The organism is Myxococcales bacterium, from assembly GCA_016716835.1.
Lineage (GTDB): Bacteria > Myxococcota_A > Polyangia > Haliangiales > Haliangiaceae > JADJUW01.
On sequence record JADJUW010000001.1, the window covers coordinates 2,470,001 to 2,482,844 of the forward strand.

Below are 12,844 nucleotides of genomic sequence, written 5' to 3' on the forward strand. Positions count from 1 at the left end.
ACACGAACTAATGTTTCCCGCCGGGCATCCGTTTCGCCCGACCTGCTTTGGCTATCTGCGTGACATTGAGGGTGCGACGCTGGCTGACATCCGCGCGTTCTACGACAAGTGGTATCGCCCGAGCAACGCGACGTTAGTGCTCGTCGGCGATGTCGATGTCGCTAAGGCCACCGCATTGGTAACAAAGTATTTCCGATTTGATGATGCCGTTGCGCCCCATAGCCCCCCGCCGCCCCGACATACCGTACGTCCACCAACACCACCAACACCACCAACGCCGGCCGACGCGCGCCGCATTGACATTATAGATACGTCGGGTGAGGCACGCATCATCACCTTGGCGTGGCACGGGCCCGGCGTCGGCAGCGAAACGCATCGCGCGCTTACGGCCTTGGCGTCGCATATGTCCAGCCCGCGAACGAGCTGGTTGTATCGCGACCTAGTGCGGTCAGGCGTGGCGACGGCGGTGCAGGCCAGCTACGCCGCGTTTGCAGCTTCGAGCCTGTTTAAGCTCGAATTGCAGCTCCCCGATACGACCACGGCCGCCGCCGCCGAAGCGCGCGCAACGGCGGTGCTGGCGCGTTATCGCCACGAATTCGTCGCGCCGCGCGAGTTGTCGTGGCTGCTCATGGAAACGCTCCTAGCAACCATCGATGCGCTCGGCTCGCCGCTGGGGCGCGCTGGTTTGCTGCAGGCGAGCCACATGTATTTTGGCGATCACGACGCGTGGAGGGCCGAATTTGGCCAAATCGCTGAGCTTTCGCCAACCCTGCTACGCGACGCCGCGGCGAGGGTACTGACGGCCGACGCGATGTATGTCGTCGTGACGGAGCCGGGGGGATGAGGGCGGTGCCACGGCCGGCTCATCTGCTCGGGCTCGCGGCGCAGGCCTCGCTGCTGGCCTTTGGGTGCGCTGCGCGCCCAGTCGACCTCATGGTCACCAAGCCATCAGCCGCACCCGAGACCGAGGTCGCCAACACCGACGCGTGGCGCTTTACCGAGCCCCATGTCAGCGCGCCTCCACCGAAGGCCTTGCCAACGCCGGTTACCTTTTCGCTCGATAATGGCATTGCCGTCGTCGTGCAGCCGCAGCCGCGGTTGCCGCTGTTTGCCGCGGCCATGATGTTTGGCGGCGGCAGCGAGCGCGATCCCGTCGGCAAGGAAGGCTTGGCGGCCGCATGTCTGGCGGCATGGCTACCCGAGAACGCGACGATGCAAGGTGAGCTGGTAAGTGGCCTCTTGGCAGATATCGGCGTTGGCATGGCGGCAAGCGCGGGTGATAACTATTCGCTCATTACGCTGCGCGGACCCTCGTGGAATTTGCAGCGCGCGCTTGAGCTTTGGCAGCAAGTAGCCTTGCCTCCATCCTGGCAAAGCGATCGGGCCGAGATGCTCGCGCGCGCAAAGGCCCGGCTCGCGCTGGTGCTCCGCAAGGCAACGACTGACCCCGAAGCGATTGCATCGCGGATGCTGCGGCACGCCGTGCTCGGCGCCTCGGCTGCGCCCGCGCCGACCGTGGAGAGCCTCGCGCGAATTACCGCCACAGATTGTGAGGCCTATCAGGCGCGGCATCTGCGGGCGGATCAGCTAACCATCATCGTCGCCGGTGACGTCGACGTGGCGCACGTGAGGCTTGAGCTGCAGCGCGCAAACCAAGTGCGATCGACGTCCTTCACCGACCTTCCCCGCAGGCCTTCGGCTCCAAATGTCGCGGCGAAGGCGTTCACGCCGCCTGCGTCAAATGCGCCCGCGCCTCTAACAATTACGCTTTTGCATGTGCCCGCGGCATCGCAATCGCAGATCGCGATTGGGCAAGTCGGCGTCGCGCCCTCGCACGCAGCGTACGTGTCAACGCTGGTCGCGATGCAAGCCTTGGGCGGCGCCGGCGGCGGCCGCTTGGTTAGCAAGCTGCGCGAAACGACCGGGTTTGGCTACTACGCAAAATACTCGGCCACCACGGGCCCCGCGCGCAGCCTGTTTGGGCTGCATGCCAGCGTGGAGCCGGGCGCGGCGTGGCTCGCCGCGACCTACATGTTGCATGAGCGCAATAAGCTGGTGCGCGGCATGCCGGTGGCGCACGGCGAGTTAGCGTCGATCGTCGCAAATCGCACGCAGCTCGCCTATGAAGCCTTTGCGACGCCGCAGGCGTGGGTGATGGCGTACGTGCAGGTGGCGCGGCTTGGCCTCAACATGAATTTTTTGCCAATTGCGCGAACTCGCCGCGCTAACGCCCGCTGCGGTGCAAGGCGCCATGCAAACGCTGGTGAACCAGCCGCTTGAGCTCGTCATCGTCGGCGATGCGGACGCACCGCAATACGCGCCGGCGCTGATTTCGGGTTGGAATCCCCGCCTCGTGCGCATGCGCGGCGAGACGCCGGTGTCCCTGCGTCAGGCCCTTTCGTCGTGGGCCTCGGCTACGGGCCTTTCCTTTCGCGAAATTTCGCGCTGACGTCTCGTGCTACTCGTCCGTGTAGATAAAATCGTCATCGCCATCGGTGATAGTGACGATCAAAATCGTGTCGTCGCGCGTTTGCGGTGAAAGCGCCTGCCAGGCCTGCAAGGCGACCGCCGCATGCTGCGCGTCGTACGCGAGAATAGAAAGCATTTGCCGATCCCAGGCATCGGCATCGCTTACCAGCTCGGTGGCAAGTTGTATGTCATCGAGCTTGCGTTGAAAGAGGTTGGTCGCCGCCTCAAGCGTGTATGGCTCGCCAAAGGGATACGTCACCGCGCGCGTCACGCTGACGCCAACCTTGCGATCATCGATGTTGACGAGGATGTCGACCTTCTTCCCCGGAGCGTCATAAATAATTTGGGTTTCCGACTTGATCAGCGTCGCGCCCTCGCAGCGCGCGAGCCATTCAAACGCAAACACCTCAGAATAGACCGAGCTGCCGCCGGCGTTGTCGGTGGCGACGATGATCTGACCGCCCGAGGTGAGCAGGTCTCGATCGGCAGGATCGTCGTAGCGGTCAGTGGCGAAATCAAAATGGCCCTCGAACCAAAATGTCTGGGCGGCATGCCACTCGGCGTCGTCGAGCACGCCGCAGTCGCCCGAGATGATTCCAAAGCCGTTGCTCGCCGCATCGGGTGGCGCGTCGGCCGGTGCGTCCTGCGCTGCATCAGGGGTTGGATCGAGACTATTGTCAGGCCCTGCGGCACAAGCCACCGCGGCTAGCAAACCAGTTAGCCAGGCGGCGCGCACGCATCCTTCTACCACTACTCACAGGGAAACTGATCGGTAAAGGTCTGCGGCGCGACGAGCCGGGCGACGCCTGTCTCGACGAAGGTCTTGAAAAAGCACGTGACCTGATAGCGAGTGTCATCGCGGTACGTAATGATGCCGTGGCCGCTCGTGTGGCCCGCCGGCACCTCGTATTCAACCACGGCCGCGGTTTTGCCATTTACATTGCCGCTTAGCGGATACGCCGCGACCGGCCGTTCTGCCAGCGCCAGGCTGGCGGCGATTTCAGGCATGACAGAGTCGCCGAGGCGCGGATGCCCATAGGCGGTGGCCAACCCCGCATAAATAGGCGGTGGAAAATATTCGTCGGCGGGCGCGGTGGTTTGCAGGACGTGGATGGGCTCATGGCCGGGCGCCGGGCGTGCGACGACGCGCGACACGAACACCAGCGGATCCGCGGGTTCAAACGCCAGTTCCGTGATCATGAGCGCGGGATGAAGCTGTGACAGCAGCTCGGGCGCGGTGTGCAGCAAGGCAGCGATGAGCGGCTTGGGATCGCCGGTGACGCTGTTGATGAGAAACTGCCAGCTAAAGTAACCACCCGCGCCGGTTGGCACGACCGCCTTGATCAATGGCTCGGTAGCCGCCACCATGCTGGCGTACATGCCGCCCATCGATTGTCCCGTGAGCATGAGCTTGCCGGCGTCAAACTTGATTTCCGTGAGGTCACCTAGCAACTCGGGCGGCACGCAGCCATTTAGGGCGCTTACGGGGATGCGCAATTCCCCCAATGCGCGCACGAACATGCGGGTTTCCAGAATGCCCTGGGTTAGGTTAAATCGCGCAACGGGCAGATTATTGAGGTTGGCGTATTGCGTGTCAGGGCCGCTCGGCACGCGCTCGTCGTTGATGGGCATGGCCGAGCCGGCCGAGGCAATGCCCACCTTGGCAAACGGGATGCCTATGCCGTTGCCCCACGCTTGGTCGCCGCCGGGCGCGACGAAGGAGTTTGAAAACCCTGTGGTGCCGTGGATAACCACCGCGAGCGGGTAGCCATCGGCCGGCATTAGCGTCTTGGGAATGGCAAAGCCAATGGCTGCGACCTCATCGCGCTGTTTGACCGGCACGCCATTTTCATCGATGACGAACAGCCCGTCTTTATTGTACGGCGTGTCGCCTGACTGAAACTGCGGATAGGTGATGGTGCCCGTGAGTTCGCACAGGTCGTCGCTAACATGCGCCGGGTCAGTCGTGAGCGCGATGGTGCTGGGGTCGATGCTTACGGCATAGTTGGCCAGCGCGGCCTCGCTAAGCGCGAGCGTTTCGCCGAACGGATCGCCGGTGGTAAAAATCATGGCGGCGGCCAAGTCGGAAACCGCCAGGCCGAGCGCGTCGGCGGCCGGCCACAACAGCTCATAGCCCGCCATGCTTTGCGCCGCGGCCTCGCGCAACACCGAGCTGGCGCCGACCTTGTTGCCGCTCGCATCTCTTACCTGCGTGGTCACGATGACGGCGTAGGTTGTTTGCTCGCGCAAAAGGAACCCAGGATAGGGCGCTACCGCGAGTATGTTCTCGGCGGTGTAGTCATCGGCAACGAGGGTTTCTGCGATGAGCGGGCGCAACGTGCCCCTCTCTGGCGAGTCAGGATCGATGTCGACCAAGACAATCGGGCTGTCGGCGTTTGCGGCGATCACGTCGGTGCGCGCCTGAGGCGCCAGGGGCGCGGAAAACCGCACGTAGGCCACCGGCGCCAGGGCAAAGCCGCGGCGCTGCGATGCGACTTCTAAGAAACCCTTAGCATTGGCCGTCGCCGGCATCGGCGCAAAGCCGCGCAGATCGGGACGGCCCTGCGCGTCGAGGCGAAAGTCGCTGGGAAACGGCGCGTCGTAAAAATGTTCAGGCGTCGTCAGATCCGCGTCGAAGGCCATCAGAGCGACCGTGGGCGCGTCATCGTCACAACTCGTGGTCACGCCAACGGCGGCGCCTACGCCAGCGACAAGCGCGAGGGGAGCAAGTACGCGAAGCGCGAACGCGTGCGACCTGCGATGGCGATGAAACGGCCTCATCGCGCGATAGTAGCCAGGGTTTGCCCCCCGCGCTGTCGCTCATGCCACATTTACTGCGACGTGCCGCACACGGCTGCCCTGCCTAAAAAATCTGCGTACCGGCGGGCGGCACGATAATGACAACGTGGCGCGTATCGAGCACCGCGACGGTGTCGCCGAGCACGACGATCTTCAGCACAAACACCTGGGCCTCCGCCGCGCCGGGCACAAATGTGTTTTGTGCGACCACCTCGAAGGTAGCCTGAACGCCTGGCTGAACCTGCAAGATGATCTGGCCGCTGCTATCGACCTGCATGCCACCTGGCGGTGCGGGCGAGATCGAGAGCGGCGTGATCGACGAGATAAACCCTGCCGGATCGATCATCGCGCCCTCGGCCGTGGCCTGCAACGTCCCGCGCGGCTGCGAGGATAGGTCAAAGACGGCGTAATTGACGAGAATGCGCACGGCTTGCACGATTTGGTTGACGAAGTCGCCGCCGCCGCTGGCGGAGACTTCAAACACCAGCGGACAGCCAAGCGAGGACGGCGTCTGGCCGACGCCGTTTAGGCCGGTGCAGCATTGCGTGTTGCTGCAGCCGGCGGGCCGGCCGCCAAACCCTGGGTCATTCCATGCGCTCGGCTGCACGACGGCGCCGGTTTCGCTGGCGACGTCGCGCATGTCGGTGCGCGGCCCGCATGGGTCGCCGGCAGGAAATTCGTTAGAGGCAATGCCGATGGCCCGGATGCCTTTGTCAGTCAGCGCGGCCTTGGCAGCGACGCGGCTCACCGCACCGGCAACGCCGGAGTACAACAACGAGCCACCCTGACACTGCACCGTGGTGGTGCCGGAATGATGCCATGCCGCATCGCCGATTTGCACGACGATGGGCAAGGCCGCCTCGCGGAAGCCAACGCCGCCGAGGAGGCCGTGCTTGGCAGCCACATAGCCAGACAACGGCGCAAACGCCGGCACCCAGGCGCCCAAGCCCGCGCCGGTCGCGATTTGGTACAAGGCCTCCCAGCCCGATTCGGGCGTGTCGTTGCCGCCACCCAAGGTCAAGGCCTGGACGCCGGTCTGTGCTTCACTGGCGATGGTCGTAATGCGCTGATGAAGGCGAAACGGTCGATCTGTCCCGCCGCCATACCCGGCTTGTGGCACGTCTTCGAAGCGCGATACGCCAAACGCGGCGTCTGGCACGCCGATGCCCGGCGCGGAAATCTGCGTAATAATCGACTGCAGCCCGGTCTTGAGCGCGTCGATTTCACCTCCCATCGAGCCCGTGGTGTCCATGCTAAATTGCACGTCGGCGCGCGAGACGTCGGTGGCAAACGTAAGCGGCTTGGTCTGGGGCGCGTCCTCATAAGGGAGGATGAAGACGAAATCATCGACGGATACGCCGACGCTTGGGTCAAGGGGGTCTGGGTCGCCATTGCAATCGTCTGGCGCGAGGACGCACTGCTCGTGCAAGGTCACTTCGACTAAGTCCGAGAAACCATCGCCATCGGTGTCTTGCGAGGTGCGTCCGGTGCCAAGCTCCAGTTCGCGCGCGTCGGAGAGCCCGTCGGCATCGCTGTCGAGATCAAAGGGGTCGGTGGCGCCATCGCCATCGGTGTCGACGGCGGGCGTGCTCGGATTGGCGTCGCCGGCTTCTTCGGCATCGGGATAGCCGTCGTTATCGCTGTCGAGATCTTGCGCGTTGGGCGTGCCATCGCCATCGAAGTCGCCGGTGCCTTCCTCGGCATCGGTGAGCGTGTCACCGTCGCTATCAGGGCCATCGTAGGACGACGGGGTCGGCGTACCATCGGGATCCTTGGGGCCGCAGGCTGCAAGCAGCAGCAACGCGAGGGCGACAAGCTGGCGCGGTTTCATGCCCCCTGCGTAACGCATGAGCCGCGGTCAGCCAATCGAATTCATCGGGCAAGATGTCGGGAACTTTACAATTGGCACTACGCTCGGCGGTGCCGCCCGGGCCTAGGCCACTCAGCAGGGCGCCGCGAGCTAAAACGTCGGCATGCCTGCCACGGCGGCCTTCATCGCCGTCTTGCCGCAACAGGTCCGCACGCCGTCGACAGCCTTGACCATGTCGAGCCAGGCGGCCTGCTCGTCCATGCGAATCATGACCTCGGTGACGCCATATTGCTTGATCGCCTCGCGCATCGCCTCGCGCACGTTGGCGCGGCTGATCGATATCATGTCGGTCTCGATGCAGATGCTCTCGATGTTTTCGCCCTTGGCAGGCTCGCCGATGGCAACCGGAATATCGTAAAAGCCGGTCGGCGGGCTGATGCAGAAATCGCCGGCGCGGTTGACGTCGATCGTGATCGGCGGCTTGTCGGAGATGACGTCGGTCGGCACGAAGGCGCGCGCCTCGTCGCGATAGCCGGTTAGAAACACGGGTTTTACGCCCGCCGCTTTAAGCCGCTGCAAGAACGGCAGCACGCGCACCCACGATACGCCGCGATCGATCGCGACGCGCGCGGGTCCCGCGGTGAGCTGCAATTTCTTCTCGTCGGTCGTTGTCTTGACGACGATGACGGAGAGCCCGCCCGGAACGTCGCTGGCGCGGTCGGCCTCGGGCAAGATGGCGCCGCCGACCTCGGCGATGTACGGATTCTTGCCGCACGCGAGGCTGGCGAGCAGCGCCGCGATCATCGATAGGGCCAGGCAATGCCTCATCGCACCGAGCTTGCCTTGGCGCTTGCGGCGTGCGCGAGGCCAGCCGCGGCCAGCGCGTCGCTCACCATTTGCGCTTGCTGCGCCGGGTCTTTCCAGCGCGCTTGCACCTCGGGGGCCAGCGTGTCGACCGGATCGAAATACAAGAAGTAGCCGGGCTTCACCGAAGGGGCCGCGTACACTGAAATGCCGGTCTCGCGGTTGTAGTGCTCAAACGAGTGAATCACCCGCTTGCCGCCGCCGCCCGGCGCGTCGCACACAAATGTCGGGGTGTGAAACCCCGCGGTGGTACCGCGCACGGCCTTTTCGATGTCGACCGCGGTTTGCACCGTGGTGCGCAAATCCTCGACGCCCTTCACCAGATCGTGCTGATAGACATAATAGGGATGCACGTTGCAGTGGCCGAGGCGCTTTACCAGGAGCTGCATGGTGGCGATGGTGTCGTTCACGCCGCGCTGCAAGACGGCCTGATTGCGAACAATAATGCCCCGCTCGAAGACGCGATCGAGCGCGCGCTTGGTGATCGCCGTGATCTCGTTTGGATGGTTAAAGTGCGTGTGCAGCACCACCTCTTTGTGCAGCTTGCGGCCTTTCTCAACGATCTCGGTGAGCGCGTCGAGCCACTCGTTGTCGGTGAGCAGCTTCATCGGCATGACCGCCGGGCCCTTGGTGGCAAAGCGGATGCGCCTAACATTATCCATGTCGAGCAGCGTGTTGCCAATCAGCGTCACCTGGCGCGCCTTGAGCTGGTAGCTGTCGCCGCCCGAGACCACGATGTCTTCGAGCTCGGGTCGTTGGCGTATATAGGCAAACGCTTTTTGCCAGCGGTCTTCGGTCGCCTTGAGCGAAACCTTTTCCACTTCATCGGTATCGACGCCCACCGCGTACGAACGGGTGCAAAATCGGCAGTACACGGGACACGTGTCGAGCGCCAAAAACAGCGCCTTGTCGGGATAACGGTGGGTTAGCCCTGGCACCGGCGCGTCTTCTTGCTCGTGCAGCGAGTCGAGCGTGAGCTTGGGATGATCTGGCAAAAGCCGCGACGCCACGGGCACAAACTGCCGCCTCAAGGGATCCTCGTAAGGCCGCTCCCAATCGATGAGCGACAGCAAATACGGCGACACGCGCAGGCTCATGGGCGCGCGGGCAAAGCCCTCGGCCAAATCGTCGTAGAAGCTGGTTGGCACCAAGTCTTGGATGGTAGCGAGCAGCTTTTGCGGATTGGTGATCGACTGCTTGGCCTGCCACATGTGGTCGAGGAAGGTCGCTTCATCGACATCCTTGTAGGCGGGGATGCGTTGCCAAAACGGGCCGTCTAGCAGCTGGCGATGCGCCAACGACGCGACGTCGACGTGCGGTTTTATGTTCGGCACCGCGTCGTCGGCGGCGGCGCTCGCCAGACCTGGAAGTTTTATTGAAACAAGTGGTTGCATAGATACCTAGCTCAGACCCAGACGAAATGAGACGCGTCGAGACGCGAGGCGATGGCCGCGAGGCTAGCGCACGTCAGGTTGATGCGGGACGGAGCCGAGATACCACATGTCGTTTAAGTATATGAAAACCCAATGTAAACGCAACCACAATCCCATGTTACGCTGAGGTGGTGCCGACGACGCCACATAGCTCGAAACGCCATCCTCGGCGTGGACAGCCGGGCATGGGTGGGCCATCTAAACGCGCCCCCACACGGCAACGCGCCGCCGCCGAGCCTCAGACCACGCTGTCGCCGCCCAATACGGGGGCCCACACCGCGGTCCTGGTGGCCGCCGTTGGCATCCTGATCATTGGCATTGCCGCCGCGACGTGGGCCGGCGTGCTCGGTTCCCATTTCATGAATGACTTGGAAAATCCGCGGCCCGCATTGTCCAAGCTGCCGGTGGTTGCGTCGACGCCAACGCAGCGGCGGAGCCAACGCGTCGTCGTCGCCATTGTCGATGGCCTGCGCCTCGATGTGTCACGCGAATTGCCGTTTCTCACCGAGCTGCGCGGGCGCGGCGTCGATGGGGCGGCCGCCTCGCAATATCCAACCTGGTCCCTGCCCAACTACGTCAATATTTTGACCGGCGTGCCGCCAAGCGCTAGCGGCGTGCGCACCAATCGCTACGGCATCTCGGTGCCACTCGACTCCATCATGGATCGCGTGCGCGCCCAGGGCCTGCGCAGCGGCTTTTCGTCGGACAATACGCCGTTGACCATGTTGTTTCTTGATCCGCGGTCGGCGACACGCAACATCGCACCGGCGCTGTCGACCTCCATATCGCCCTTGGCTGACGCAACGCGCGCCGCTTCGGCCGCGGCTCCACCCCCAAGCGCCGACGAAGCGCCTCCTGCTTCGGACGGCGACGAGCTAGGCATCGGCGCGATGCCGCGCAACGACGACTTGCTCGACGATCGCGATGTCACCTATGAAGCCGCACAACGCGCGTTACTTTCGCCCACCGCAGGCGACTTCGACGTGCCGATGTATGTGCCGTGGCCCGGCGGCTTTCGCGACGGCGCCGAACTGCTCATGTCACAACGCCTCGACTTGATCGTGCTGCTCATCGGGGTCGTCGATGTCGCGGGGCATGAGCGCGGCGGGTCCAGCGTTGACTATCGCGCGGCGGCCTATATTGCCGACGAGGCGCTGCGGCAGATTGCGGCGCAGCTCGACTTTTCGCGCGACGCGATGATCGTCGTCGCCGATCACGGCCACACCGCGCCCGGCGGCCACGGGGGCCTAGAGCCCGATGTGGTGCAGGTGCCCTTTATTGCGGTGGGCGCAGGCATCGTGCCAGGCGCAAAGGTAGAGGGCGTGCAACTGCAAGACGTCGCGCCAACCCTTGGCGCGCTCCTCGGCGTCGGCGCGCCCCAACACGCCCTGGGCCGCACGCTGATAGAAATGCTCGACATCGACGCCGCGACCAAGGACGCCCTGATGCAGCAGGACACGCAGCGCATCCGGCGCAATCGCGAAATCGTCATGCGCGAGCAGGCGCATGCGGCGGCGGCCAACCACGAGACGCGCAGCGGCAGGCTGCTGGCCATCGGCGCCGTCGCGTTGGTCATCCTCTTTTTAGGTGGCCTGGCGATTCGCGCGGGCGGCATGCGCCTGCGCTGGCGCGCCCTCGCGGTCAGCCTGCCCGCGTTCTTCGTGGTGTACTTCACGCTGCTCGGCGCGCTCGGCCAGCATATGTCACCTTCGTTCTTGCCGGCGCGCGGCCACATTTCGGCCGAGCTGCTAAAGTTCGCCGTCATCGGCTGCGTGGTGCAGATTTTGTTTAATTGGATCGCGTTGCGCAAGCATCACGGCCTAGCCGAGCGACTTAGCGCCGCCAACGGCATTGCGTGGGTTGGGCTCTTGCTAACGCTGGTCCCGGTCGCGATCTTATGGGCATATTTTCCGCCGCCCTACACCATCGTGCCCAGCCCCACCATGTTGGTGCTCGTCCCGGCGCTGCAGATCGCGCTCGCAACCTACGTTGTCGGCACCACCATCACGCTGCTCGGCGAGATTGTCGTGTATTGGGCGCGCCAAGGCTATCGCCGGCGCTTGGCCTAGCCGAGGGACAGCCAATTTCGCAATTGACACACGACCTATTAAAGGACTAAATTTAGTCTTGTCTGTTGATGAGGCCCATGAAGCTGTCAAAACAAATCAGGCCAATTAGCTATCTCAAGGCCCACGCCGCCGAAATTGTGCGCAATATCGGTTCGCAACCCGAACCGCTGATCATTACGCAAAATGGCGAAGCCAAGGCCGTCGTCCAAGACATTGCCAGCTACGAACGCACCCAACAAACCTTGGACTTGCTGAAGATCTTGGCACTTGGCAACAAACAAATCGAAGCCGGCGAGACGCAACGCGCCTCAGACGTACTTAAAAAGCTCCGCAAACTCCGCTAGCGCCCGCAAGCAGCTATGCAATTTGAAGTGCATTTCATCAATGCGGCGGTGAACGACCTCGTCGAGCTGCACGCCTATATCGCCGCACATGACTCGCCAGCACGCGCCGTGGAGCTCGTCGACCGCATCACCTCCGCGACGGATGCCTTGACCCGCGCGCCCGCACGCGGCCATTACCCCGCTGAACTCTCAGCCATCGGCGTGCAAGAATACCGTGAAATTTTGGTTGGCCCCTACCGGATTATTTACCGCGTAGCCGGCAAGCGCGTTTACATCATGTTGGTAGCAGATTGCCGCCGAGATTTGCAGGCGTTATTGCAGCGCCGCTTGCTAGATGGGTAGCGCAACGTCACCACGCGATGGGCTTGCCATCGCGGAAGAAGCCACCGTTTGGGCCGTCGTCGGGCAGGGTTGCCGCCCACACGATGCCGGCGATGCCCTCGCCCAGATCGCGCGTCGCGTTGGCGCCGCCCATGTCGGTGCGGACCCAACCAGGGCACACCGAGTTGACCTTAACGTTATTTCCGGCCTCGGCGGCGAACACCTTGGTCACCGCGTTCATCGCTGCTTTGGAAATGCGATACGACGGCACCTTGCCCTCCATTTCGGCGATGCCGCCCATGCCCGATGAAATGTTGACGACGCGGCCATAGCCGCGCGCAATCATGCCGGGCAAAAAAGCCTGCGTCAGCGCATAGGCGCTCACCGTGTTATTGGCGAAGGCCTCGGCGATCACTGCGGGGGCGATGTCGAGCGGCGACGCGGTCCAACCGCCGGTATCAAAAATGGCGCCGGCGTTGTTGATGAGCACGTCGACGTTGAGGCCTTGCGAGGCGAGGGTCTTGGCCGCCGCCTCGATCGACGGCTGCTTGGACACGTCGCACTCGATGGGCGTCACCGTGCCGCCCTCGGCTTGCAAGGGCGCGGCGGCGGCCTGCGCCTTGGCCAGCGTGCGCGCGGCGAGAATAATGTGGTGGCCTTGCTTGGCAAGGGCAGCCGCCGTTGCCAGGCCGAGGCCGCGATTTGCGCCGGAAATAAAGATGGTTCGCTTCATGA

12 protein-coding genes (1 of these 12 only partly in view) are annotated in these 12,844 nt (G+C 63.6%); 6 read left to right on the forward strand and 6 right to left on the reverse strand.

Annotated elements, in window-relative coordinates; genetic code table 11:
- The 3 genes in view from IPL79_10890 to IPL79_10900 are tightly spaced (each overlapping or abutting the next) and all read left to right on the forward strand, a layout consistent with a single transcriptional unit that may run on beyond the window.
- Positions 1-844: the 3' portion of an insulinase family protein gene (locus IPL79_10890; protein ID MBK9071493.1), read on the forward strand. It extends 545 nt beyond the left edge of the window; only the last 844 of its 1,389 coding nucleotides appear in the window; its start codon lies off the left edge, out of view; its stop codon occupies positions 842-844.
- Positions 841-2,280, forward strand: a complete 1,440-nt coding sequence (locus IPL79_10895; GenBank protein MBK9071494.1) for an insulinase family protein — start codon at positions 841-843, stop codon at positions 2,278-2,280. Before IPL79_10890 ends, IPL79_10895 begins: the two co-directional genes overlap by 4 nt.
- Positions 2,252-2,449, forward strand: a complete 198-nt coding sequence (locus tag IPL79_10900; GenBank protein ID MBK9071495.1) for a hypothetical protein — start codon at positions 2,252-2,254, stop codon at positions 2,447-2,449. The genes IPL79_10895 and IPL79_10900 overlap by 29 nt, the downstream gene beginning before the upstream one ends.
- A 9-nt stretch (positions 2,450-2,458) precedes the next feature.
- On the opposite strand, the gene IPL79_10905 is transcribed toward IPL79_10900, so the two are convergent.
- From IPL79_10905 to IPL79_10925, 5 genes are all read right to left on the reverse strand, one after another.
- On the reverse strand, positions 2,459-3,205 hold the full coding sequence (locus tag IPL79_10905; protein MBK9071496.1) for a hypothetical protein: 747 nt from the start codon (positions 3,203-3,205) through the stop codon (positions 2,459-2,461).
- Positions 3,206-3,219: 14 nt separating this feature from the next.
- Entirely contained in the window at positions 3,220-5,154 is a 1,935-nt protein-coding gene (locus IPL79_10910) for a hypothetical protein (GenBank protein ID MBK9071497.1), read from the reverse strand.
- Between the two features lie 178 nt (positions 5,155-5,332).
- Positions 5,333-7,099 carry a hypothetical protein gene (locus tag IPL79_10915; protein MBK9071498.1) on the reverse strand — a complete coding sequence of 589 codons (1,767 nt, stop codon included), beginning with the start codon at positions 7,097-7,099 and terminating at the stop codon, positions 5,333-5,335.
- A gap of 129 nt (positions 7,100-7,228) precedes the next feature.
- Positions 7,229-7,906, reverse strand: a complete 678-nt coding sequence (locus IPL79_10920; protein MBK9071499.1) for a hypothetical protein — start codon at positions 7,904-7,906, stop codon at positions 7,229-7,231.
- A complete protein-coding gene (locus IPL79_10925) occupies positions 7,903-9,336 on the reverse strand; it encodes a KamA family radical SAM protein (protein MBK9071500.1) in 1,434 nt (477 codons plus the stop codon). The genes IPL79_10920 and IPL79_10925 overlap by 4 nt, the downstream gene beginning before the upstream one ends.
- 224 nt (positions 9,337-9,560) lie before the next feature.
- Between IPL79_10925 and IPL79_10930 the strand changes: the two genes are divergently transcribed.
- From IPL79_10930 to IPL79_10940, 3 genes are all read left to right on the forward strand, one after another.
- Complete coding sequence (locus IPL79_10930; protein ID MBK9071501.1) at positions 9,561-11,444, forward strand: alkaline phosphatase family protein; 1,884 nt, start codon at positions 9,561-9,563, stop codon at positions 11,442-11,444.
- Between the two features lie 77 nt (positions 11,445-11,521).
- Positions 11,522-11,788: a type II toxin-antitoxin system Phd/YefM family antitoxin gene (locus IPL79_10935; protein MBK9071502.1), complete on the forward strand. Its 267-nt coding sequence runs from the start codon at positions 11,522-11,524 to the stop codon at positions 11,786-11,788.
- Positions 11,789-11,803: 15 nt separating this feature from the next.
- Positions 11,804-12,130, forward strand: a complete 327-nt coding sequence (locus tag IPL79_10940) for a type II toxin-antitoxin system RelE/ParE family toxin (GenBank protein MBK9071503.1) — start codon at positions 11,804-11,806, stop codon at positions 12,128-12,130.
- Positions 12,131-12,137: 7 nt separating this feature from the next.
- On the opposite strand, the gene IPL79_10945 is transcribed toward IPL79_10940, so the two are convergent.
- A complete protein-coding gene (locus IPL79_10945; GenBank protein MBK9071504.1) occupies positions 12,138-12,842 on the reverse strand; it encodes an SDR family NAD(P)-dependent oxidoreductase in 705 nt (234 codons plus the stop codon).
- Between the last annotated feature and the right edge of the window lie 2 nt (positions 12,843-12,844).